The sequence below is a fragment of the Streptococcus vicugnae genome (genome assembly GCF_016461705.1).
Classification (GTDB): Bacteria; Bacillota; Bacilli; order Lactobacillales; family Streptococcaceae; genus Streptococcus; species Streptococcus vicugnae.
This window is the reverse complement of sequence record NZ_JAEMHW010000003.1, coordinates 139,197-164,665: the sequence shown is the minus strand read 5'-3', so window position 1 is coordinate 164,665 and position 25,469 is coordinate 139,197. Positions and strand designations below refer to the sequence as shown.

Annotated in this window: 21 protein-coding genes, 1 tRNA gene, 1 rRNA gene and 1 pseudogene; 20 read left to right on the top strand and 4 right to left on the bottom strand. The window is 37.6% G+C overall.

The window, feature by feature from the left end; genetic code table 11:
• Window positions 1-10 precede the first annotated feature (10 nt).
• From rrf to JG537_RS07730, 6 genes are all read left to right on the top strand, one after another.
• A 5S ribosomal RNA gene (rrf, locus tag JG537_RS07755) occupies window positions 11-126 on the top strand.
• A gap of 5 nt (window positions 127-131) precedes the next feature.
• A tRNA-Asn gene (locus tag JG537_RS07750) sits at window positions 132-205 on the top strand.
• Between the two features lie 181 nt (window positions 206-386).
• Window positions 387-1,235: a 4-(cytidine 5'-diphospho)-2-C-methyl-D-erythritol kinase gene (ispE, locus tag JG537_RS07745; protein WP_132869792.1), complete on the top strand. Its 849-nt coding sequence runs from the start codon at window positions 387-389 to the stop codon at window positions 1,233-1,235.
• 79 nt (window positions 1,236-1,314) lie between these two features.
• Window positions 1,315-1,761 (top strand): zinc-dependent MarR family transcriptional regulator, encoded by a 447-nt coding sequence (locus JG537_RS07740; protein ID WP_132869793.1) that lies wholly within the window; start codon window positions 1,315-1,317, stop codon window positions 1,759-1,761.
• The gene (locus JG537_RS07735; RefSeq protein ID WP_132869794.1) at window positions 1,758-2,468 is read left to right on the top strand and encodes a metal ABC transporter ATP-binding protein; all 711 of its coding nucleotides are present in this window, start codon (window positions 1,758-1,760) and stop codon (window positions 2,466-2,468) included. The genes JG537_RS07740 and JG537_RS07735 overlap by 4 nt, the downstream gene beginning before the upstream one ends.
• Window positions 2,458-3,276 (top strand): metal ABC transporter permease, encoded by an 819-nt coding sequence (locus tag JG537_RS07730; protein ID WP_132869795.1) that lies wholly within the window; start codon window positions 2,458-2,460, stop codon window positions 3,274-3,276. Before JG537_RS07735 ends, JG537_RS07730 begins: the two co-directional genes overlap by 11 nt.
• A gap of 193 nt (window positions 3,277-3,469) precedes the next feature.
• Here JG537_RS07730 and JG537_RS07725 read toward each other — a convergent pair whose 3' ends face one another.
• The 3 genes from JG537_RS07725 to JG537_RS09770 form a co-directional block, all read right to left on the bottom strand.
• The gene (locus JG537_RS07725) at window positions 3,470-4,615 is read right to left on the bottom strand and encodes a tyrosine-type recombinase/integrase (RefSeq protein WP_199544739.1); all 1,146 of its coding nucleotides are present in this window, start codon (window positions 4,613-4,615) and stop codon (window positions 3,470-3,472) included.
• A gap of 453 nt (window positions 4,616-5,068) precedes the next feature.
• A complete protein-coding gene (locus tag JG537_RS07720; RefSeq protein ID WP_199544738.1) occupies window positions 5,069-5,281 on the bottom strand; it encodes a hypothetical protein in 213 nt (70 codons plus the stop codon).
• A 731-nt stretch (window positions 5,282-6,012) separates the two neighbouring features.
• Entirely contained in the window at window positions 6,013-6,705 is a 693-nt protein-coding gene (locus JG537_RS09770; RefSeq protein WP_246454378.1) for a helix-turn-helix domain-containing protein, read from the bottom strand.
• A 149-nt stretch (window positions 6,706-6,854) separates the two neighbouring features.
• Between JG537_RS09770 and JG537_RS07710 the strand changes: the two genes are divergently transcribed.
• The 11 genes and pseudogenes from JG537_RS07710 (at window position 6,855) to JG537_RS07660 (ending at window position 13,567) form a co-directional block, all read left to right on the top strand.
• Entirely contained in the window at window positions 6,855-7,076 is a 222-nt protein-coding gene (locus tag JG537_RS07710) for a helix-turn-helix domain-containing protein (protein WP_199544734.1), read from the top strand.
• Window positions 7,077-7,091: 15 nt separating this feature from the next.
• Window positions 7,092-7,721 (top strand): Rha family transcriptional regulator, encoded by a 630-nt coding sequence (locus tag JG537_RS07705; protein WP_199544733.1) that lies wholly within the window; start codon window positions 7,092-7,094, stop codon window positions 7,719-7,721.
• A gap of 271 nt (window positions 7,722-7,992) precedes the next feature.
• Window positions 7,993-8,311 (top strand): annotated as a pseudogene (locus JG537_RS07700) (hypothetical protein).
• Entirely contained in the window at window positions 8,308-8,502 is a 195-nt protein-coding gene (locus JG537_RS07695) for a hypothetical protein (protein WP_199544732.1), read from the top strand. Before JG537_RS07700 ends, JG537_RS07695 begins: the two are co-directional and overlap by 4 nt.
• 12 nt (window positions 8,503-8,514) lie before the next feature.
• A complete protein-coding gene (locus JG537_RS07690; protein ID WP_199544731.1) occupies window positions 8,515-8,787 on the top strand; it encodes a hypothetical protein in 273 nt (90 codons plus the stop codon).
• A complete protein-coding gene (locus JG537_RS07685) occupies window positions 8,784-8,948 on the top strand; it encodes a flagellar biosynthesis protein FlgC (protein WP_199544730.1) in 165 nt (54 codons plus the stop codon). Before JG537_RS07690 ends, JG537_RS07685 begins: the two co-directional genes overlap by 4 nt.
• On the top strand, window positions 8,935-9,081 hold the full coding sequence (locus JG537_RS07680) for a hypothetical protein (protein WP_013643539.1): 147 nt from the start codon (window positions 8,935-8,937) through the stop codon (window positions 9,079-9,081). Before JG537_RS07685 ends, JG537_RS07680 begins: the two co-directional genes overlap by 14 nt.
• 1 nt (window position 9,082) lies before the next feature.
• On the top strand, window positions 9,083-9,631 hold the full coding sequence (locus JG537_RS07675; RefSeq protein WP_199544728.1) for a hypothetical protein: 549 nt from the start codon (window positions 9,083-9,085) through the stop codon (window positions 9,629-9,631).
• Window positions 9,606-11,234 carry a DNA primase family protein gene (locus JG537_RS07670; protein WP_199544726.1) on the top strand — a complete coding sequence of 543 codons (1,629 nt, stop codon included), beginning with the start codon at window positions 9,606-9,608 and terminating at the stop codon, window positions 11,232-11,234. Before JG537_RS07675 ends, JG537_RS07670 begins: the two co-directional genes overlap by 26 nt.
• A 274-nt stretch (window positions 11,235-11,508) precedes the next feature.
• Window positions 11,509-12,354, top strand: coding sequence for a hypothetical protein (locus JG537_RS07665; protein WP_199544724.1), 846 nt, complete (start codon window positions 11,509-11,511; stop codon window positions 12,352-12,354).
• Window positions 12,355-13,144: 790 nt separating this feature from the next.
• Window positions 13,145-13,567, top strand: coding sequence for an ArpU family phage packaging/lysis transcriptional regulator (locus tag JG537_RS07660; protein WP_199544722.1), 423 nt, complete (start codon window positions 13,145-13,147; stop codon window positions 13,565-13,567).
• 410 nt (window positions 13,568-13,977) lie between these two features.
• Here the strand turns inward: JG537_RS07660 and tyrS are convergent, their stop codons facing one another.
• A complete protein-coding gene (tyrS, locus tag JG537_RS07655) occupies window positions 13,978-15,237 on the bottom strand; it encodes a tyrosine--tRNA ligase (RefSeq protein WP_132869888.1) in 1,260 nt (419 codons plus the stop codon).
• 158 nt (window positions 15,238-15,395) lie between these two features.
• On the opposite strand from tyrS, the gene pbp1b reads away from it, so the two are divergent.
• From pbp1b to rpoC, 3 genes are all read left to right on the top strand, one after another.
• Window positions 15,396-17,717: a penicillin-binding protein PBP1B gene (gene pbp1b / locus JG537_RS07650; protein WP_199544720.1), complete on the top strand. Its 2,322-nt coding sequence runs from the start codon at window positions 15,396-15,398 to the stop codon at window positions 17,715-17,717.
• Between the two features lie 344 nt (window positions 17,718-18,061).
• A complete protein-coding gene (gene rpoB, locus JG537_RS07645) occupies window positions 18,062-21,631 on the top strand; it encodes a DNA-directed RNA polymerase subunit beta (protein WP_132869236.1) in 3,570 nt (1,189 codons plus the stop codon).
• 178 nt (window positions 21,632-21,809) lie between these two features.
• Window positions 21,810-25,448, top strand: coding sequence for a DNA-directed RNA polymerase subunit beta' (rpoC, locus tag JG537_RS07640; protein WP_199544718.1), 3,639 nt, complete (start codon window positions 21,810-21,812; stop codon window positions 25,446-25,448).
• Window positions 25,449-25,469 lie beyond the last annotated feature (21 nt).

Here is a 25,469-nt window from a genome sequence, read left to right as displayed (position 1 = left end):
TCAATCATAGTTAAGTGACGATAGCCTAGGAGATACACCTGTTCCCATGCCGAACACAGAAGTTAAGCCCTAGCACGCCTGATGTAGTTGGGGGTTGCCCCCTGTTAGATATGGTAGTCGCTTAGCATTTATCCGCCATAGCTCAGTTGGTAGTAGCGCATGACTGTTAATCATGATGTCGTAGGTTCGAGTCCTACTGGCGGAGTTTTAAAGCGGTAGACGTAATGAGCAACCTTCGGGTTGCTTTTTTGTGGCTTTAAATTTTTGTTAACTATTTTGTAAGTGATCTGAAAATATTTTCCTTTTTTACTGAACAAAGTTTATTATGGTGGGTTCTTTTCGAATTATTTGTTATAATAGATGTAATATTTTTAAAGGAATGTTTAATGGTTATTATTGAAAAGGCTCCCGCTAAGATTAATTTAGGATTGGATATCGTAGGGAAAAGGCCTGATGGTTATCATGATTTATCAATGGTTATGGTTAGTGTCGATTTGAATGACTATGTAACGGTATCAGAGATTTCAGGCTCAGATATTATTGTTGAATCTAATAATCATAAGATGCCTTTAAATGCTAAGAATGATGTTTTTAAGGCTGCACAGCTTATAAAGGATAGATATGGAATATCATCGGGTGTGAAGATTGAATTGGAAAAAACAATTCCTATTTGTGCAGGCTTAGGTGGTGGTTCCACTGATGCAGCTGCAACTATTAGAGCTTTGGATAAGTTGTGGCAATTGGGATTATCTAAGTCTGAGATGATTGAGATTGGATTTCAGGTTGGAAGTGATGTCCCTTATTGTCTTAGTGCTGGCTGTGCTTGTATTTCTGGCAAGGGAGAGATTGTGGAGTGTTTAAATACTTCTTTATCGGCTTGGGTTGTTTTGGTTAAACCTGATTTTGGTGTATCTACTCGAACAGTTTTTCCTGAGATTGATTGTGAGACAATTTCTCGTGTTGATATTGATTCTTTGAAGAAAGCTGTTTTAGCTAATGATTATGATCAGATTATTTCTCACATGGGAAATTCTTTGGAAGATATTACTATTAAGCGTAAGCCGTTTATACAAAAAATTAAAGATCGAATGATAAAGTGCGGGGCCGATATTGCTTTAATGACAGGAAGTGGGCCAACGGTTTTTGGGCTATGTCGTTCGGAGAAGAAAGCAGATCGTTTGGTTAATAGTATGCGAGGTTTTTGTAAAGAAGTTTATAAGGTTCGTATACTGTGATAGAAGAGAATCAGGTAATTGATTCTTTTTTTTCTTTTTGATATAATTAACTGGTTAATGATATGAGAGGAGTGTTGATATGCAGCTAGAAAAACAAATTGATTGTCTAGTGAATGAGATTTTATTAAAAGCCGAAAATCAGCACGAGTTATTGTTTGGTGCTTGTCAAAGTGGTGTTGAATTGACTAATACACAGGAGCATATCTTGATGCTTTTGTCCCAAGAACGATTGACAAATTCTGCTTTGGCAAAACGTTTGAATATTAGTCAGGCGGCAGTTACTAAAGCGATTAAATGCTTAGTAAAAGAGGGAATGCTTGCTCCTGTGAAAAATAAAGATGACGCTCGTGTAACTTATTTTGAGTTAACTGAGCTAGCTAAACCTGTCGCTGATGAGCATAGTCATCACCATAATGCGACATTATCAGTGTATAAAAAAATGATTAATGATTTTTCGGAAGAAGAACAGACTGTTATTTCAAAATTTTTGACTGCTTTTTCAGATGAGCTAGAAGGGTGTAAATGAGATATATTACTGTAGAAGATTTGTCTTTCCAATATGATAGTGAACCTGTCTTGGAAGGAATTAATTATCATTTAGATAGTGGTGAATTTGTTACTTTAACTGGGGAAAATGGCGCAGCTAAATCAACTTTGGTAAAAGCTACGCTTGGTATTTTAACACCCAAAAGTGGTCAGGTGACAATTTCTAAAACAAATAAGGATGGTAAGAAATTACGCATTGCTTATTTGCCACAGCAGATTGCTAGCTTTAACGCTGGTTTCCCCTCAACAGTGCATGAATTTGTACGATCTGGTAGATACCCTAGAAATGGTTGGTTCCGTCGTTTGACTAAGCATGATGAGGAACATGTCAAAGTGAGTCTAGAATCTGTAGGTATGTGGGAAAATCGAAATAAACGTATCGGAAGTTTATCTGGAGGTCAGAAACAACGCATTGTTATTGCACGTATTTTTGCTTCAGACCCTGATATTTTTATTTTGGATGAACCAACAACTGGTATGGATGCTGGAACAACTGAGAGATTTTATGAATTAATGCATCATAGTGCGCATACACATGGAAAATCTGTTTTAATGATTACGCATGATCCAGATGAGGTAAAGCATTATGCTGACCGTAATATTCACTTGGTGCGTAGTCAAAAGACACCTTGGCATTGCTTCGATCTTCACGCTTTAACAAAGAAAGGAGCTAATAATGCTGACTGAGATTTTTTCATATGATTTTATGCAACGTGCGATTATGGCGGTAGTTGCTATTAGTATTTTTGCTCCAATTTTGGGGATTTTTCTGATTTTGCGTCATCAAAGTTTGATGAGCGATACGCTTAGTCACGTTTCTCTAGCTGGTGTAGCTTTAGGAATTTTGCTTGGCAAATCGACAACCTGGTCTACGGTAATTGTAGTGACGATAGCAGCGGTTGTATTAGAATATTTGCAGACGGTTTATAAACACTATATCGAAATTTCAACGGCAATTCTTATGTCACTAGGGCTAGCAGTAGCCTTAATCGTGACAAGTAAGTCAGAAAACGCTGGGAGTGTGAACTTGGAACAGTATTTGTTTGGTTCAATTGTGACCATTAATATGGGGCAAGTTGTTGCTCTCTTTGTCATTGCGGTTATTGTTTTGATTTTGACCTTGCTGTTTATCAGACCAATGTATGTTTTAACATTTGATGAAGAGATTGCATTTGTCGATGGTTTGCCAGTTCGCTTAATGTCATTGTTGTTTAATATTGTGACTGGTATTGCGATTGCTTTGACCATTCCAGCAGCAGGAGCACTTTTGGTATCAACAATTATGGTTTTACCAGCAAGTATTGCGATGCGATTAGGAAAAAACTTTAGAACGGTTATTTTTATTGGTGTTTTAGTTGGTTTTGTTGGTATGGTAACTGGGATTATCACGTCATATTACTGGGAAACACCGGCAAGTGCAACGATTACAGTTATCTTTGTAGCAATTTTCCTTTTGGTGAATTTGTTTAATGTGGTAAGTCGTCGTAATAGTTAAAAAAGAGAGGAAGTTCCTCTCTTTTTTTGATGGCATAAAAAAACAGATGCTTTAAGCATCTGTTAATGATTTTAAATTAGTAAGTCAACACGAAGTATTTTTTCTTATTTGTTATTCAAAATCCTATAATATCAACGTTTGAGAGGTGTTTTTAGGTCTATTGTTTTGAATTTACTCCCCTTTTTGTGGACTTTTACAAATTTTGGAGAGCTTTTTCATAATATAGTACCGCCTCTTTTTCTTTCTCTTTTGATAAATGGCTATAAGTATCCATAGTCATGGCTAACGTTGCATGTCCTAGGCGGTGTTGTAATTCCTTATAGCCAATTCCAGCATTAAGCAATAAACTAGCGTGTGTGTGTCTGAAAGCGTGAAACGTAAATTGTGGTATACCTGCTTCCTTGCAACGGTATCTAAGTGACTTGGTTCTAGCATCACTGTTTGGGTATTGTGATATCGTTGTAGAGAAGACTAGGGCAGGAGCAGGCGCACCAATCTCTATAAATGCTTGGCGTTGTCTGTTCCTGTACTGTTTGAGCATGAGAATAGTTTTATTATCTATGCTGATAATTCTAATTCCTGCTTTGCTTTTAGGCGTACCAACTTGCTTTACGATTCGGTTGTAAGTCTTGGTAATGTTGATAGTGGCATTATCAAAATCAATATCAGACCATTCAAGAGCTACTGCCTCCCCATATCGGCAACCAGTAGCAAGCAACAGCTTATACAGTACACTATCATAGTAATAGTTGTAGGCGGTGGGTGCTAGTTGTTCCATGTAGTCTAGGAATGTTTTCAAATCTTCCTTATCGATAAATTTGATACGGTTAGCGCCTGCCTTTTGTGGTCTGGGTAGAATAACCTCACGCGCAGGGTTGAACGGTATCAATTGCATACTAACCCCATATTGTAAGATACGTTTGTTAATTGAGGCAGCTACCCCATAATTAACAATCTTGAAAGCTAGCTTGTTTACCCAGCTTTGTATGTGTGCTATATGTATCTTATCCAGTTGCATATCACCAAACACAGGTAAAATATGGTTTCTCAAAAATTGGCGCGTGTTTACGAGTGTTTGAGGTTTAACCGTCATTTGATAATTTTCTAACCATAAATCAGTAAGTTCCTTGTATGTGGTAACTTCTACTCTTTTGAACACAGTTGACCCGTTAGTTTTGAAATTGCTTTGGGCTTGCTGGGCTTTTGCTTTAACCTCTTTTTTCGTTCGCCCTGTTACAGTCGTTTTAACTTTCTTTCCTGTAATGCTATCTACTCCAAGATAAACATTTGAGCGGTATACTTTAGTACCGTCTTTTTTAATAACTTCTTTGATATTCATGATAAACCTTTCTACAGCAGGCAAGCCATTATTAAAAAGGTTTTGAGTTGTTGGGTTTATATGAATTGTTGGGAAATGTGAGTGTGAAATCTATTAATGGAAAATACTGGAAATATGTCAGGTTTTGTCAGGTTTGAGGTAGTCAACTAAACTTCCAAACCATCATTTTTTCATCCTGTCATCAAAATACATAATAGTAACAGCAATAAGTAATGAAATTATGAAGCTTAAAGAAGTATATATTATTCTATTATCAGGAATAAAATGCAGTAAGATACTTTTTACTAGGCTAATACTAGCCCACCAAGCAATAAAAAACCGAAATGAAGAAATTCTCTTTAATCTTTTAAAAAACTTTTTCATAGCTATCTTTTCTCATATTATTTTAACTTATGTCTTTACCTCGTTTATTGGCATAATTAGTCTTGTTTAAAAATATGTAAATTGACTACCTCACGCGCTTTTCTTCTTGAACTTTTGGTAGATAGTTCTTATGATACTGACAATCAGAGAAATAGCGAATATCCAAGACCAGATTGTTTGTGTCATGGTAGCTAATGTTTCACCTAAGATAAACTGAAAACTAATATCTAAAGCAATCAAAGCAAAGAATAATTGATAGGTAAAGTTAAAAATCTCTTTTAGTATAGGTTTTAAGTTTTTCATTGATGACCTCCCAATATGAAAAAACATGAATTTTTGAGCTATTAAAAAAAGCTGTAACCGTTGTTATTATGGCGTTTGTGAGGATATGACTATTAAACCATTAATGTTTTTACTAGTATTGTTGGAAAATGAGAGTGTATAGCCGTAGTCCTAAATTGTGATAGCAGGTTAGAGTTTTTCGGATTTAAAATCCGTAAAATACTAGAAAATACGAGAAAATCCTAGTATATGACGTAACAAAACGGTACTCCATATTAGAAAAAATGTTGGAATAAAAGCTATATATAATTGAATTTAGTAATTTTTAGTAGTTTCCATAATGGAAATATTTGAGGTTTATAGCTGAAATATGTCAGGTTTTGTCAAGTTCTAAGAACTTATAAACCGTTGTTGTGGTTGCGTTTGTGAGCATATGAGTACTACAAAATACTACAATCTTCTTATTATAGATTTTGTTGGAAATTGTTGGGAAAAAATAGCATGGTAGTAAATCAAATGTGACAACGTTGTCATTTTTGGGAATAGTTGCAAATGTGAGCAATTAACTACAAATCCTTAATATAGAAATAGCGAAATATTGGAATAAACACTACTTATTCAGTAACAAGTGTAGTTTTAGGTACGGTTGTAAATATACGGTTAAATCATAGAAAATCATAGTGTATTTTGGGTATGACTGTAGGCCAAATTGTTGGCAAATGTTGGCGCGTGGGTTAGTCAATTTTGATAATTTATTCCGAAATATCGGAATAGGCTAATTCTAATTTAGTGAGTTTATTCAAAATCTCATCCTCTAATTTAGTAAGTTCCTTTGATAATTCTGGAATTTTTTCTTTATCTAGCCCATGGATTAGATATTCTTCATTATTTTCAATGTTATTGTTTAATATAATTTGTATTTCCTGAAAAGAATTCTCAAGTTGTTTTTTCAATCTGTCCATAACATAATAATTGACTTGCTTAACTTTCAACCATTTTTCTTTGACAGCTAGACTTGTTTGAGAAAAGTCAACAAGAAAATCTTCTTTGTTACTAAAACGCTTAGAAGGAGATTGTTTCTTGGGGTTAAAATAAATATCATTTAGTTCAGCCATGATAAACCGTGTCAATATTTCATTTATACCCTCAGCAATAATGTCCTTATAAAATCTAGCCAATTCATTTCGAGCAATCTCATCTAAATCATTAGTAATAAATCGAGGATCCAGATAAGATTTTTTAACTCCTAAATAGTTGGAAAGTTTTTGAAGATTGCCCAAAGTAGGCATTGACCTACCTTTTACATATCCTGTAATAGTACTTTTTGGAATATCCAAGGCATTGTGTAGGTCTATTTGTCTAATTCCCTTTTCTTTCATAATATTATTGAGATTGTTTGAAAAATATTCTCTGTTTTTTAAGTCTTGAGGACTATTTTTTGACATGATTTTCACCCCTTCAGTTATCTTTATCTTACAATGCAATTATATCATTTAGTACGAAAAAAACAAAACTTTTTCCGGAGAGCGCTTGACTAAGTACGAAAAAAATAGTATCATATGTTTGTTAACTTTTGAAAGGAGAACTGTAGTATATGCAGCAATGGACATTAAAAGCTTGTAGAATTAACGCAGGTTACACGTTGAGAGAAGTAGCTACGAAAGTCAATAAGAACTTTCAGACTATCTCAAAGTACGAAAAAAATAGCACTAACATACCTTTTGAACTTTTAAAAGATCTATCTATTCTTTACAATGTAAATTTAGATGATATTTTTTTGGGTGAAAGTACGAAAAAAACAGAACTAAAACACTAGAAAGGTAGGTCAGAAATGAATCTAGTTTATTTAGACGGCGCAAAAGAGCCGTACACTACAAGCGAGATTATAGCAGAATGTGCTGAACTCAAACACGATACAGTACAAAGTTTAATTAGAAATCATAAAGAGGATTTAGAAGTATTTGGAATTTACGGATTTGAAATCCGTAAATTAAATGGTCGTGGTCGCCCTAGGAAAATTTATCATCTTAACGAACAACAAGCGACACTACTTATCACTTACTTGGATAACACCAAACCAGTAAGAGAGTTTAAAAAGAATTTAGTTAGCGCATTCTTTGAAATGAGAGATGAGTTAACCAAGATTAGGATAGAGCGAGCTTCCGAAAGACCAAAACGCTTAGCACTTAACGAAGCTATAAACCGTTGGGAGAACGCCCCTAAAATGGCTTACTCTACTGTTTATAATCTTTTGCTAAAAGGTGTTACGGGTTATAACAAAACACAATTAACCACTAAGCGAGGCGGGGAAACAGGGATTGAATGCTTGAATAGTATTGAGCTAGCGCAGTATCAAGCATTAGAAGACATGGCAATAGCTCTAATCAATCTTAACTTTAGCTACAAAGAGATAAAAACGATGGTCTTTAGACAAAAAGAAAAGCTCTCACAAGGCGCGTGAAAGCAAACAAAAAAAGGCTTAGCAGTCGGCAAACTTACAAGCCTTTAAGCTGGAAATAAAACACGATTAATAAAAAGCAGGCAAGCTATTATTAAAAGGGTTTTAGGAATGTTTATATAGTTTAATTTTATCAAAGTTAGACTATTGTGTCCAGACAGAGAGCGATAACTCTTAAAACTACAGATAAAACTACAAAATAATTGGTATGTATAGTAAAAAGCCAAATAGGTATAAGAAAACAGTATTAAAAAGCGACGAGGAAAAAACAAATATGAAATTTAAAAGTGTAGAGAATAAAGCAAATCCATTTAGTTTAGACCATTATACAGACGAACAAAAAGCGGTTTTTAAAAAACGAGATGAAACCAAAAAAAGAGCAGAGGAATTTTTTTAAAGCAATGTACGACCAATCAACGGCTTGGGTGATTGTTGCTAATGTAATGATTACGTACCACAACATTTATACAGGTTTTGCAGAAACCTTTGAGCAGGCTTGGAACGCCCTAGGTTATGAAATTACAACCGATATTGTCTATAGAGCAGTTAACAATTTACCAGCAAGAGGCAAGAAAGAAGAGGTCAAAGCATGATTTATCAAGAAATAAATTTACCAATTTGGGGGCAATTGTTGCTTATGGCTATTCTTATTTTAATTGGCATTGAGTTGGCTAAAATCAAGCCTGTAGAAGCTCCGAAAGAGATTAAGGAACAAATACCTAACAACCATGTTAAAGAACGGTATGGGGCTTATATTCAACTTAGAGGACGTTATTATAATTAAGGGAGATTGATTATGTTTAGTTTGAGTAGAGAGAGTGAGGACAGTCTCAAAACAGAATTATTAGCATTAGTAGCAAGCTTCCTAAAATCGTACACCAAGCCCAAACCCAAGATTTTAGGACTAATCACACAAGATGAGTTACGCACAGACTTATCTGTTAGCTTTAACACGTTGCAACGGTGGGAGCAGGCAGGTTTAAAACGATACATGCCACCAATCGAAGGTACGCGCACTGTATTCTACAAAATTGATGACATTTTATTATTTTTAGGAGTAGAAAAATGATCGACGACATTATACCAGAATTAAATGACCTACAGACGTTAGCAACTGTGGCTTTGGTTGATGATAATTTGAACACTAGTCAAGCAGTTTTACGAGTAATTGAACAAAAAATACCACGGCTTATTGAAATTTTAGAGGAGTTGGATAATGGGAAGATATAATATACACCCTGCACAAGGTGGCGGACATTATCACAATGAGAAACATTATAAAGACCGTCGCCCTACATTGGAACAGCAAGAAGAACAAAAAAGACTTAAAAAGTTGAAGAAGAAACGGAGAAAGGGGCGTTAGTATGTATCAATTCATTAACTTACAAATTAATAAGCAGGTTTTGCCTTTATTTAACTTTCTAAAGGACAATCCAACACGAACCCTAGCCAAAGACAATCATGTCATGATGATCTACTACCAACCACCAGACTTTTATCTAGTGCCATTTAGCTATAAAGGTATCACGGTAACTGTAACCGCCACAGACGATCTAGAAAGCTATTTAGCGGACGGTTGGCAGGTTGCTAGAGATTATAAAATAGCTAGCGTACAAGACAAGCTAGCGGACGTGTTAGACGAGTTAGAACATGAATACCTAAATAGGCAGAGAGCAGGAAGACCATTGCCTATTATGGGGCTTGTGTTTGATTGGATAGCTTACGGACTATCTAGCAAAGAAGAAATCATAGCCTTTGTTAAGTTATTTTATCTAAATGGCTATTCATACGAGCAAATAACACAGTTGTATGCTAGCTTAACCAAAAGCAATAACCTTAATATCTGCTTTCTAAACACAATTAATACGATTTTCAAGGAGGAATTGAATGAGCGAATTTTTAGAACGGCTTGACGAAAAAGTGCCAGATATTGAAACACCATTGCCAGCACCAATCACAGAGGAGCAAGAAGACAATCATTTAACAACGTTTAAAAATATAAAAAGCGTGTTATTTGATGAGGTTGAAAAAATCAAACGTGATGCCTATAACCGTGCTTATCAAGAATACATGTTAGAGCATGAGAATGCAGAGGATAAGACAGCAAGAGCATACGCCGAGAAAGCGCGTAAAAAAGCAACTCCAAACACACCTCTTGCCGTTGCAATTATCTTAAAAAAATATATTCACTTTACACGTATTAAGCCAGAGGGACAAAATCAGAAAGCGCCGTTGTACTTTTATCACTCTGACAAAGGTATCTACACCGAGGATAACGAATTCTTACAAGATTTGATTATGCTTATTTTTCCAAACGCTACTGAAAAACAAGCATTTGATACACTTTACAAAATCGCACACCAAAGCCCAATCAAGAAAATACAAGGTGAGTATACAGCTATTGGCAAACAACTTTATAACAACGCAACAGGCAAATTTGAGCCTTTCAATCCTCAAATCATTGTCACTAGAAAAATCAAAACCGCCTACAATCCTTATGCAAAAGAGCCAACTATAAACGGTTGGAAAGTGACAGATTGGCTTAAAGAATTGTTTGACGGTGATGAGGAATTATATAAGCTTGCTATCCAAATTTTCAAGGCAAGCGTTACAGGTCAATCACTAGAAAAAATTTTTTGGTTGTACGGCGAGGGCGGAACAGGTAAAGGAACTTTTCAACAGTTACTAATAAATTTAGTTGGTTTAGAAAACGTTGCAAGTCTTAAAATTACAGACTTAAATAAAAGCCGTTTTACCACTTCTATCTTGCTTGGGAAATCGTTAGTTATCGGTGATGACGTTCAAAAAGACGCTATTATCAAAGATACCTCGGACATGTTCAGTCTTGCGACTGGTGATATTATGACAATTGAGGACAAAGGGAAAAAGCCCTATTCGTTGAGGTTAAATATGACCGTTGTACAGTCTTCTAACGGTCTCCCACGTATGAATGGTGATGTATCAGCAATTGACAGGCGGTTTAGAATTTTGATATTTTCAAGCAGATTTAAAGATAAACCAAACCCAGCTATCAAAAAAGATTATATCAATCGCAAAGAAGTCCTAGAGTATTTGGTTAAGTTAGCAATTGAAACACCATCAGAGGATATCAATCCTAAGCAATCTCAAACCTTATTAGGTGAACACCAAAAGGACATTAACCCTGTTTTGGATTTTGTCGAAAAGACGTTTAGAGAAGATTTAGCGAGTGAATTTATTCCCAATGATTTTATTTGGTATTGCTGGAAACAGTATCAAGATTATTTTCATCAATCGTTTTTTAAGACCGAAAGAGGATTGCACAGAGATATTAAGCAGGTTTTACCACCTTACATTAGAACTGGTGTAAGAACTATCCCATCAGGTAGGCAATTACATTTAGGTTTTTACCCTAAAGAGGATACACCAGACTATGCCAATCTTGCGACCTATTCAAACGGTAGAGAGACACCAGAGAAACGCAAGAAATCCAAAAAAGATAGGGGATATTGGAATAACAACGTAAGACATAAATAATTTTTTTGGAACGTTAGGAACACTTGTATTTGTAAACGTTCCATGAACTAGTCTTACAGCGCCAAGGGTTTGGAACATTTGTTACATTTAGTACATTGAATATAAGTTATATATAGATAAAGTTATTTTACTCTTATATTTAGTTATAGAGTTTACCCCCTATGTCCCAAATGTGGTAAACGTTCCAAAGCCAGTAGCACCAAGGAATAGCGGGAATTAAAAAATGTTCTATGAATGTAGCAAACGTTCCAAAAATCAGAAAGGATAAAGAAAAATGAAAATTAAACTATTCAATCGCAAGCGAATTGAAACAGGCTTTAACGAGTATATGGATTTGCCAAAATTCAGAAATGAAACTAATGAGGAATTTGAAAACAGGGTGAATTCTTTTATTGCTGATAAGAAAGTGATTGATATTAAATATCAAGAAGCAACTTATGGCACTTATGAGGAAATGGATGCATATTTAACGATCATAGTTATGTATGAGGAGGTAACTAATATGACTAACACAAACAAAACAACAGCACCAATGACACTAGCAGAACTTAAAGAATGGGTAGAAGAAACATGCGAACTATCAACGCTCTTGCAGACCAAAGACTATAAGAGCTATCTTCCTGAAGAGAAACAAGAAGAATTTGAAGCAATCGCTTTTAGTGTTTTCAATTGTTTGGAAAGCTTCTCAATGATGTTAGAAGATGATGAATTACATTATCAACCAAAGCCAATCGAGGAAGAAAGTGACTTGGATAACCAAGCCGATGAGATGGCACAATATCATGAGCTGATGAAAGAAGTAGAGGACAGCGACAAGGAAGCGCGTGAGATTGCTTATGATGATACTATTCATGAGTATATTGACAAACGAACAGAACAACTAAAGGAACAAGCAGACGTTGAGGAGTTAGTTAACAAAGTCGCAAGATATGAAGCTGAATTAATTGATTATGCAGAGCGTTTGTTAAGTGATGAACCATTGAACGCAGATAGTGAAACAGCAATTGGAACACTTGATATGTTAGATGATGAAGCGATTGACTTATTCAAGTCTGTAGACGTTGATAATGAGTATCAAGGTTTAGAGTATTACAATACAAGTCTAAACAAAGAAGATTAAAGCAAAGTCTGTTATCATAGTATCAAGCGTTAACATGACAAGAGGAAGCTTACTGATTATCAGTAGGCTTTTTTGCTTGGATAGCGAAACGAACAGCGAGGGAAGTGCGAGAAACACGCGCTACCTTGTTTATTATTCGGAAATACCCCATTGATTTTTAATGGGGCTTGGTATTGTTCGTGTTCTACAACGCCGCCCTCTTCCGTGTGTGATTTTCCCTTTTTGATTTTTCTAGCACGTCCTTATTAGCCCCTAAAATGACTTGTATGACGTTTTAAGCGATTGGGGTATAATTATATTATCCGAGTGTTTAAATTAACCCCCGCCCCCTATTTTGAGACAAGGAGAGCCACCACAAGGCGTTTGCTTGTATCACGCGCCATTTTTTGAGATTTTTAAGGGGTGTCATCACTTGCATTGAGTTTTGTTATTATGCTATTTATTAGGTAGCTAACAATATGATTAACTCAGTTTTTAGGTATCAAAAAAAGACCATGGATAAACCACAGTCCGAAAGAAAAAGCCCTGCCACGCAAGCCCTCGTAAATATGTTAACGTTACTATATCATAACATTTTCTATATTTATTTTGGCTTTGTGCCAATGCATATATTATAACACAAAAAGGTAGAACCGTCCCACCGCCTACCGCAGACAAGTCTGTTTCAAGGGGCGTTAGAAAGGTTCTACCGACTTGTATTATAGCACAAAACAAAGAGATAGACGACCGCGCTCCAATAGGTGCTCGACCTTCTACCTCTTTGACTACATTATAGCACAGGAGGCAGATAATGGAAATAGATAAGAAACTGACAAAGAAAAATACTTATGAGGTTTTAAAATTGTATCGACGTTATTCCCGTATGGCTGGAGAAGAACTTATACCCAAAATAACAGATAACTACCTATTTGAGCTTAAAATGGTAGAGTTAAATATCAAAGTGGAAAGGCAATTACAAGCCTTTAAGGAACTACGGGCAATTACAGAAGCTATCAATAGCATTGATAAGCAACATTTAAGGCAAATCCTTATTGAGAAGTATTGTAAATGGCACAATAAGGAAGATTATATTATCTATGGTGAACTGATGATGTCAGAGACTAATTTTTATCTGAAATTAGAGCGTGGGGTTATTGAGTTTGCCAAACATTATAAAAATGGTGAACTGTTAGTGTTTACTTCGGAGCAACTCACGCGCCACAATCAATTTTAAACCTCACAGACAACATTCTTAATAGCCTACAGCAATCATTAAGACTTTCCGAGGGTAATTATACCAGACCAGTATTAAAGTTTGATTTAACGCCTGTAGAACGTACCTAGGAGCAAAAAAAGAGCCTTGCTAGTTGCAAAGCTCCAAAATCAGAAAGTGTGATACATGAACGAATTTAGTTTATCAGTATCTAAAAAATTATCAAATAAGTTTATCAAGAACAACTATATTATACCATGGGCAAACTAAAAAAGCACCCGTTAAGGTGCTAGTTTCTTGCCTGCTGAACTCGTTAAAATTTACTCCCCTTTTTGTGGACTTTTGATAAAAATAAGTAAAAATGTAAGGAGATAGATTTTTTTAGAAATCCTATAATATCAGCGTTCCAAGGGTTCTATGCTAGTATATGATTAGCTAAAGTCCAGTACGAAGTATTTTTTCTTACCACGACGGATAACAGTAAGTTCGTTATCAATTTTATCGTCATCAGAAAGTGTGTAATCTAAATCTTGAACACGTTCACCGTTGATGTAGATAGCACCATTTTGAACGTCTTCACGTGCTTGACGTTTTGATGGTGAGATTTTAGCAACAACAAGCATTTCAACGATGTTGCGGTTATCATCGTCTGAAACAGCGTAGTTAGGAACGTTGTTTAGACCTTGTTTTAATTCTTTTGCTGAAAGGCTCTTGATGTTTCCAGCGAAAAGTTGTTCAGTGATTTTAAGAGCTTCTTTGTAAGCTTCTTCACCGTGAACAAGTGTGACAACTTCACGTGCTAGGACTTTTTGTGCCAAACGTTCGTGACGTGCAGCGTTAAATTCTTTTTCGATTTCAGCGATTTCATCTAGTGAAAGGAATGTGAAGATTTTCAAGAAGCGAACAGCATCGTCGTCCATGACGTTGAGCCAGAATTGGTACATTTCGTATGGAGATGTTTTGTCAGCATCAAGCCAAACAGCATTTCCTTCAGATTTACCGAATTTTTTACCTGTAGCATCAGTGATAAGTGGCACTGTCATAACGTGACCAGTCTTATCTGCTTTACGACGAAGAAGTTCTGTACCAGCAGTCATATTTCCCCATTGGTCAGAACCACCAATTTGCAAAGTAACGTTGTATTTATCATTCAATTCGTAGAAATCGTAACCTTGCATGATTTGGTAGGCAAATTCAGTATATGAGATACCTGTTTCAATACGTTTTTTAACTGATTCTTTACTCATCATAGCATTGACAGTAAAGTATTTTCCGACATCACGTAGGAAGTCGATGAAGCTGACATTACCAAACCAGTCATAGTTATTTACCATGACAGCTTTGTTGTCACCATTTTCGAAATCAAGGAAACGTGACAATTGATTTTGAATTTTAGTTACCCAACCATCAACAGTTTCTTTAGTTTGAAGACTACGTTCAGCGTCTTTAAATGATGGGTCACCAATAAGTCCTGTAGCTCCTCCAACAAGAGCATATGGTTTGTGTCCTGCCAATTGAAGGCGACGTGATGTTAAAATAGCAACCAAGTGACCAAGGTGCAAGCTATCAGCTGTAGGATCATAACCAGTATAATAGGATACTTGCCCTTCTGTTAATGCTTTGACAAGGGCTTCTTCATCAGTTGTTTGAAAAACTAAGCCACGTTCTTTGAGTTCTTCGAATATGTTCACGAGCTTTCTCCTTACTTAAAATTTTGGGGTGATTGTGATTTCTAGCTAAGCTAAATCTCCCCCAATGATATAATGTAGTTTACAGGCTATTATATCAAAAAGCGGTGCCTCTATGCAAGCTTTATCAAAGTTTGGTATAATATTATCGAGGTATTAGAATGAGTAAGAGAAATAAAAATAAGAAAAAAGCAGATCGTCAGAAGCTTGGCTTACTAGATTTTGGATCAGTCTTTTTGAGGACAGTTAAGTTATTAACCGACTTTTTTTATATTATTGTCATATTGTTTGGCATGTTGGGAGTCGGTCTAGCTTTTGGTTATCTTGCTAGTCAGATAGATGCGGTTAAGATTCCTGATAAGGAGAGCCTAGTTAGTCAGGTAACTTCTTTGACGCGTGTGTCACAGATGTCTTATTCTGATGGTAGTTCGATTGCTGCTATTGATACGGATTTGTTACGTACTCCAGTTGCTAGTGAAGCTATCTCAGAAAATGTTAAACATGCCATTGTGGCAACTGAGGATGAAAATTTTGAAGGGCATGATGGTGTGGTTCCTAAGGCGGTTTTCCGTGCGACTTTGGGATCTGTTCTTGGTTTAGGCGAAACTAGCGGTGGGTCAACATTGACTCAACAGTTAATCAAGCAACAGGTTTTAGGTGATGATCCAACCTTTAAGCGTAAGTCACGTGAAATTATCTATGCTTTGGCATTAGAACGTTATTTGAATAAAGATGAGATTTTGACCGATTACCTGAATGTGTCACCTTTTGGACGTAACAATAAGGGTGAAAATATTGCCGGAATTGAAGAAGCGGCGCAAGGTATTTTTGGGGTGTCTGCAAGTGATTTAACCATTCCGCAAGCAGCATTTTTAGCTGGTTTGCCTCAAAGTCCGATTGTTTATTCTCCATATACAGCAGCTGGTCAGCTAAAAGATGCTGAGAATATGACTTATGGTATTTCGCGTCAGCAAGATGTACTTTACAACATGTATCGTTCGGGCTATTTAACTAAAGATGAGTACAACGAGTATAAGTCTTATGATATTAGCCAAGATTTTATTCAACCAGCATCTGCAACTACAAGCTTTCATGATTTCCTTTACTATTCTGTCCTAGAAGAAGCACAAGAGATTATGTATAACTACTTAATTGAGAAAAATGGTGTTTCTGAACAAGAATTAAAAAATGATGCTACTAAAGAATCTTACCGTAAGTTAGCCTCAGAAACCTTGCAACAGGGTGGTTACACGGTTAAGACAACGATTGATAAGAATGTCTACAATGCGATGCAAAATGCTGTAGCACAGTATGGTGGTACGCTTGATCAAGGAAGTTCTCAACAGGTCGATGTTGGGAATATCTTGATGGATAATTCTACTGGTGCGATTTTAGGATTTATTGGTGGCAGGGATTATTCAACCAACCAAAATAACCACGCTTTTGATACTGCGCGCTCACCAGGTTCAAGTATCAAACCGATTATCGCTTACGGTATTGCCATTGATCAAGGGCTCCTTGGTAGCGCAAGTATTCTTTCTAATTACCCAACGAATTTCTCAAGCGGTCAACCGATTATGCACGGTAATGATGTCGGAACAGGCATGATTAATCTTCAAGAAGCACTTAATGTGTCATGGAATATTCCAGCCTATTGGACTTATCAAATGTTGCTCAATCATAATGTTGATGTTGAGTCTTACATGAAGAAGATGAATTATAGCGTTGATAATTACGCGATTGAAAGTTTGCCTTTAGGTGGGGGGATTGAGACAACTGTTCTCCAACAAGTAAATGCTTATCAGATGATTTCAAATGGTGGTGTTTATCAAAAAGGTTATATGGTCGATAGCATTACTGACAGTAAAGGTAATGTCATTTACCAACATAAGGCAAATCCAGTACGTGTCTTCTCAGAATCAACAGCTAGCATTTTGAATCAGCTTCTGAAAGATGTTGTTAAGGGCGGTGCAACAACCGAGTTTTACAAAGATTTACAAGGTTTGAATGGTCAAGCAGCGCAAGCGGATTGGTCAGGAAAAACAGGGACAACCGACAATTATACTGATGTTTGGTTGATGCTCTCAACACCAAAAGTGACACTTGGTGGCTGGGCAGGTAATGATGATAATACTTCGTTAAATCCGATGGCCGGATACAAATACAATGCTCAATATATGGCTGATTTGGTGAATAGTATTTATAATGCTAATTCTAATACGTTTGGAACAAATAAATACAATCTATCTTCAAATGTTATTAAGTCAACAGTTCTAAAAGCAACAGGTTTACAGCCTGGTACAGTAACGGTTAACGGTCGCTCGCTTAATGTAAGTGGTGAGACTACAACAAGCTACTGGGCTAAGAATGGTGCTGGTAATATGACCTATAAATTTGCTATTGGAGGAACGGATAGTGACTATACAAAAGCATGGGATGCCTTGCTTCATAATCCTTCGATTAAAACCAATAGCAGCAATTAAAAATACTTGCAAAAATTGAAAAAATAAGGTATAATATTAATAACTATTTGTCGTCTGCTTTAGTTGAAATATTGTCCAACTAAGGTTTGCAGCAGTTAAATCACACTTTTTATGGTCAGATTTAGCTGCTCTTTTTGTGCCTAATTTTAGAAAAAATGCGGTTTGTAACCTATATTTAAAGATTCTAAAAATTCACATCAGCGACACACTTGGCAGGGTGTTTAATAAGCATCCTAACTATAAAGGTCAAAATGAAAATGTAATGATTGTTCTCATCGCATGAAGAGAATTGTGGTTATGATGGATTTTATAGACCTCTGTATTTTAATGAAGGAGTAAAAAACTTGGCAGGACATGAAGTTCAGTACGGGAAACACCGTACACGTCGTAGCTTTTCAAGAATCAAGGAAGTTCTTGATTTACCTAACTTGATTGAAATTCAAACGGATTCTTTTAAAGACTTCTTGGATAACGGATTGAGAGAAGTTTTTGAAGATGTACTTCCGATTACAAACTTTACGGATACTATGGAGCTTGAATTTGTTGGTTACGAATTGAAAGAGCCTAAGTATACGCTTGAAGAAGCTCGTATCCACGATGCATCTTACTCAGCACCTATTTTTGTAACCTTCCGTTTGATTAACAAAGAAACAGGAGAAATCAAAACTCAAGAAGTTTTCTTCGGTGATTTCCCAATTATGACTGAAATGGGTACATTCATCATCAATGGTGGTGAACGTATTATCGTTTCTCAGTTGGTTCGTTCTCCTGGTGTTTATTTCAACGATAAAGTTGATAAAAACGGTAAAGTTGGTTATGGTTCAACTGTAATCCCTAACCGTGGAGCTTGGCTTGAATTAGAAACAGATTCAAAAGACATTGCTTACACACGTATTGACCGTACACGTAAAATTCCATTTACAACACTTGTACGTGCTCTTGGTTTCTCAGGTGATGATGAAATCATGGATATCTTTGGTGACAGCGAACTTGTTAGTAACACTATCGAAAAAGATATTCACAAAAACCCAGCAGACTCACGTACTGACGAAGCTCTTAAAGAAATTTATGAACGCCTTCGTCCAGGTGAACCAAAAACAGCTGATAGCTCACGTAGCTTGCTTGTAGCTCGTTTCTTTGATCCACGTCGTTATGACTTGGCAGCTGTTGGTCGTTACAAAATCAACAAAAAACTTAACATCAAGACTCGTCTCTTGAACCAAACAATTGCTGAAAACTTGGTGGATGCTGAAACTGGTGAAATCCTTGTTGAAGCTGGTACAGTAATGACACGTGATGTTATCGATTCAATTGCTGATCAATTGGATGGTGACCTTAACAAATTTGTTTACACACCAAACGATTACGCTGTTGTCACTGAACCTGTTGTTCTTCAAAAATTCAAAGTTGTGTCACCAATCGATCCAGACCGTGTTGTTACAATCGTTGGTAACGCAAATCCAGATGATAAAGCACGTGCTCTTACACCAGCTGATATCTTGGCTGAAATGTCATACTTCCTTAACCTTGCTGAAGGTCTAGGTAAAGTTGATGATATCGACCACCTTGGTAACCGTCGTATTCGTGCCGTTGGTGAATTGCTTGCTAACCAATTCCGTATTGGTCTTGCACGTATGGAACGTAACGTTCGCGAACGTATGTCAGTTCAAGATAATGAAGTGTTGACACCACAACAAATCATCAACATCCGTCCTGTAACTGCTGCAGTTAAAGAATTCTTCGGTTCTTCTCAATTGTCACAGTTCATGGACCAACACAACCCACTTTCTGAATTGTCTCACAAACGTCGTTTGTCAGCCTTAGGACCTGGTGGTTTGACTCGTGACCGTGCTGGTTATGAAGTTCGTGACGTGCATTACACTCACTATGGTCGTATGTGTCCGATTGAAACTCCTGAAGGACCTAACATCGGTTTGATTAATAACTTGTCAACATACGGGCACCTTAACAAATATGGTTTCATCCAAACACCATATCGTAAAGTTGACCGCGCTACAGGTGTGGTTACAAATGAAATCGTTTGGTTGACTGCCGATGAAGAAGATGAATACACAGTAGCACAGGCTAACTCAAAACTTAACGAAGATGGTACATTTGCTGAAGATATCGTTATGGGACGTCACCAAGGTAATAACCAAGAGTTCCCATCAAACATCGTTGACTTCGTAGATGTTTCACCTAAACAAGTAGTTGCCGTTGCGACAGCATGTATTCCTTTCCTTGAAAACGATGACTCTAACCGTGCCCTTATGGGTGCTAACATGCAACGTCAAGCGGTGCCATTGATTGATCCACACGCACCATATGTTGGTACTGGTATGGAATATCAAGCAGCCCACGATTCAGGTGCTGCCGTTATCGCTAAACACGATGGACGCGTTGTTTTCTCAGATGCTGAAAAAGTTGAAGTTCGTCGTGAAGATGGTTCACTTGATGTTTACCACATCACTAAATTCCGTCGTTCAAACTCAGGTACAGCTTATAACCAACACACACTTGTTAAAGTTGGTGATATCGTTGAAAAAGGTGACTTCATCGCTGATGGTCCTTCAATGGAAAAAGGTGAAATGGCCCTTGGTCAAAACCCAATCGTCGCTTACATGACTTGGGATGGTTATAACTATGAAGATGCCATCATTTTGAGTGAACGTCTTGTTAAAGAAGATGTTTATACATCAGTTCACTTGGAAGAATTTGAATCAGAAACACGTGATACTAAGTTAGGCCCTGAGGAAATCACTCGCGAAATTCCAAACGTAGGTGAAGAAGCTCTTAAAGACCTTGACGAAATGGGTATCATCCGTATTGGTGCTGAAGTTAAAGAAGGTGACATCCTTGTAGGTAAAGTAACACCTAAAGGTGAAAAAGACCTTTCTGCTGAAGAACGTCTTCTTCATGCAATCTTCGGTGATAAATCACGTGAAGTTCGTGATACATCACTTCGTGTACCACACGGTGGAGATGGTGTCGTTCGTGACGTTAAAATCTTTACACGTGCTAACGGTGATGAATTGCAATCAGGTGTTAACATGCTCGTTCGTGTTTACATCGCACAAAAACGTAAAATCAAAGTCGGAGATAAAATGGCCGGTCGTCACGGTAACAAAGGGGTTGTATCACGTGTTGTTCCAGTTGAAGACATGCCTTACCTTCCAGACGGAACTCCAGTCGATATCATGTTGAACCCACTTGGGGTGCCTTCTCGTATGAACATCGGACAAGTTATGGAACTTCACCTTGGTATGGCTGCTCGTAATCTTGGTATTCACATCGCAACACCAGTCTTCGATGGAGCAACTTCAGAAGACCTTTGGGATACTGTTCGTGAAGCAGGTATGGATAGTGATGCTAAGACAGTTCTTTACGATGGACGTACAGGTGAACCATTTGATAACCGTGTGTCAGTTGGTGTCATGTACATGATCAAACTTCACCACATGGTTGATGATAAACTTCACGCTCGTTCAGTTGGTCCATACTCACTTGTTACACAACAACCTCTTGGTGGTAAAGCACAATTTGGTGGACAACGTTTCGGTGAAATGGAAGTTTGGGCTTTGGAAGCTTACGGTGCATCTAATGTTCTTCAAGAAATCTTGACTTACAAATCAGATGACGTGACTGGACGTCTTAAAGCTTATGAAGCCATCACTAAAGGTAAACCAATTCCAAAACCTGGTGTACCAGAATCATTCCGAGTTCTTGTTAAAGAATTGCAATCACTTGGTCTTGATATGCGCGTGCTTGACGAAGACGATAACGAAGTTGAACTTCGTGACCTTGATGAAGGTGAAGATGACGACGTAATGCACGTTGATGATCTTGAAAAAGCTCGTCAAAAACAAGAAGCTGAATCAGCAGAAGTAGCAGAAGTTTCTGCAGAAGAAAAATAATAATAGGAAAGAACAATTTGGGCATAAGAGTTGCAAGTAAATTTTGCTTCTCTTAGTCGGATTGTTTGGATGAGTCCTATAACGATAAATAATGTCTTGCAGATTGATATTTGTGAGTCATGACAGTTAGGAAGTAGCTCAGCTATTTTCAAAAGTACAATAAAGAAAGGTAAAACTAGTGGTTGACGTAAATCGTTTTAAAAGTATGCAAATCACATTAGCCTCACCAAGTAAGGTTCGTTCATGGTCTTACGGTGAAGTTAAAAAACCTGAAACAATCAACTATCGTACGCTCAAACCAGAACGTGAAGGTCTTTTTGATGAAGTTATCTTTGGACCTACAAAAGACTGGGAATGTGCTTGTGGTAAATATAAACGTATTCGTTATAAAGGAATTGTTTGTGACCGCTGTGGTGTTGAAGTAACACGTGCTAAAGTTCGTCGTGAACGTATGGGTCACATCGAATTGAAAGCTCCAGTATCACACATTTGGTACTTCAAAGGTATTCCATCACGTATGGGACTTACTTTGGACATGAGCCCACGTGCACTTGAAGAAGTTATCTACTTCGCTGCTTACGTGGTTATCGATCCAAAAGATACTCCGCTTGAACCAAAATCACTTTTGACAGAACGCGAATACCGTGAAAAAATCCAAGAATATGGACAAGGTTCATTCGTTGCTAAAATGGGTGCTGAAGCTATCCAAGATCTTCTTAAACGCGTTGATTTGAAATCTGAAATCGCTGAACTTAAAGAAGAATTGAAAACAGCAACTGGTCAAAAACGTATCAAAGCAGTTCGTCGTTTGGATGTTCTTGATGCCTTCTACAAATCTGGTAACAAACCAGAATGGATGGTACTTAACATCTTGCCAGTTATTCCACCAGATCTTCGTCCAATGGTTCAATTGGATGGTGGACGTTTTGCTGCATCTGACTTGAACGACCTTTACCGTCGTGTTATCAACCGTAATAACCGTTTGGCTCGTTTGCTTGAATTGAATGCCCCTGGTATCATCGTACAAAACGAAAAACGTATGTTGCAAGAAGCTGTTGATGCTCTTATCGATAACGGTCGTCGTGGTCGTCCAATCACAGGTCCTGGTAGCCGTCCTCTTAAATCTTTGAGCCACATGCTTAAAGGTAAACAAGGTCGTTTCCGTCAAAACTTGCTTGGTAAACGTGTTGACTTCTCTGGACGTTCAGTTATCGCCGTAGGTCCAACACTTAAAATGTATCAATGTGGTGTGCCACGTGAAATGGCTATCGAATTGTTCAAACCATTTGTAATGCGTGAAATCGTTGCTCGTGATTACGCAGGTAACGTTAAAGCAGCTAAACGTATGGTTGAACGTGGAGATGAACGTATTTGGGATATTCTTGAAGAAGTTATCAAAGAACACCCAGTACTTCTTAACCGCGCACCGACTCTTCACCGTTTGGGGATTCAAGCCTTTGAACCAGTCCTTATCGATGGTAAAGCACTTCGTCTTCACCCACTTGTTTGTGAAGCCTACAATGCCGACTTCGATGGTGACCAAATGGCCATCCACGTACCTCTTTCTGAAGAAGCACAAGCAGAAGCACGTCTTCTTATGCTTGCCGCAGAACACATCCTTAACCCTAAAGATGGTAAACCAGTCGTAACACCATCTCAAGATATGGTTCTTGGTAACTACTACCTTACTATGGAAGAACCAGGTCGTGAAGGTGAAGGAATGGTCTTCAAAGACCGTGATGAAGCAGTAATGGCATACCGTAACGGTTATGTTCACTTGCACACACGTGTTGGTATTACAGTAGATAGCATGCCAAACAAACCATGGACTGATGAACAAAAACACAAAATCATGGTTACAACTGTTGGTAAGATCCTCTTCAACGACATCATGCCTGATGATCTACCTTACCTTCAAGAACCAAATAATGCTAACTTAACTGAAAAAACTCCAGATAAATACTTCTTGGCACCTGGACAAGATATCCACACTGTTATTGATAGTCTTGATATCAACGTTCCATTCAAGAAGAAAAATCTTGGTAACATCATTGCGGAAATCTTTAAACGTTTCCGTACAACTGAAACATCAGCCTTCCTTGACCGCTTGAAAGACCTTGGTTACTACCATTCAACTCTTGCTGGTTTGACAGTGGGTATCGCCGATATCCCAGTTATCGATAACAAACAAGAAATTATCGATGCAGCTCACAGCAAAGTTGAACAAATCAACAAAGCCTTCCGTCGTGGTTTGATGACTGATGATGATCGTTATGTTGCTGTTACAACAACATGGCGTGAAGCTAAAGAAGAACTTGAACAACGTCTGATTGAAACACAAGATCCTAAGAACCCAATCGTTATGATGATGGACTCAGGAGCTCGTGGTAACATCTCTAACTTCTCACAACTTGCCGGTATGCGTGGTTTGATGGCCGCTCCGAACGGACGTATCATGGAATTGCCTATCTTGTCTAACTTCCGTGAAGGTTTGTCTGTTTTGGAAATGTTCTTCTCAACTCACGGTGCTCGTAAAGGTATGACCGATACAGCCCTTAAGACTGCCGACTCTGGTTACCTTACTCGTCGTTTGGTTGACGTTGCCCAAGACGTTATCATTCGTGAAGACGATTGTGGAACTGACCGTGGTCTTGTTATCCGTGCAATCACTGATGGTAAAGAAGTTACAGAAACTCTTGAAGAACGTCTTGTTGGTCGTTATACTAAGAAATCTGTTAAACACCCTGAAACCGGTGAAGTTATCGTTGGCCCTGACGTATTGATTACTGAAGATATGGCCGCTGAAATTGTTAAAGCTGGTGTTGAAGAAGTAACAATCCGTTCAGTATTTACATGTAACACTCGTCATGGTGTATGTCGTCACTGTTATGGTGTCAACCTTGCTACAGGTGATGCGGTTGAAGTTGGTGAAGCAGTTGGTACAATTGCCGCTCAATCTATCGGTGAACCTGGTACTCAGCTTACAATGCGTACCTTCCACACGGGTGGTGTTGCGTCAAATACCGATATCACACAAGGTCTTCCTCGTATCCAAGAAATCTTTGAAGCTCGTAACCCTAAAGGGGAAGCAGTTATCACTGAAGTTAAAGGTACAGTTGTTGACATCGAAGAAGATGCTTCTACACGTACTAAGAAAGTTTACGTTCAAGGTAAAACTGGTATGGGTGAATACGTGGTACCATTCACTGCCCGCATGAAAGTTGCTGTTGGTGATGAAGTACACCGTGGTGCCCCACTTACTGAAGGTTCTATCCAACCTAAACGTCTCCTTGAAGTTCGTGATACATTATCAGTTGAAACTTACCTTCTTGCCGAAGTACAAAAAGTATACCGTAGCCAAGGGGTAGAAATCGGTGATAAACACGTCGAAGTAATGGTTCGTCAAATGCTTCGTAAAGTACGTATCATGGATCCAGGTGATACAGATCTTCTTCCAGGTACACTTATGGATATCGCAGACTTCACAGATGCTAACAAAGATGTTGTTATCTCTGGTGGTATCCCTGCAACTGCACGTCCAGTACTTATGGGTATTACTAAAGCTTCGCTTGAAACTAACTCATTCTTGTCAGCTGCATCATTCCAAGAAACAACTCGTGTTCTTACAGATGCTGCTATCCGTGGTAAGAAAGATCACCTTCTTGGTCTTAAAGAAAATGTTATCATCGGTAAAATCATTCCAGCTGGTACAGGTATGGCTCGTTACCGTAACCTTGAACCACAAGCTGTTAATGAACTTGAAACAAGTGAAGATGCTGAAACAGTTGAAGCAACTGTATCAACAGACGCTGAATAATCTGATTTCACATTTTGAGTT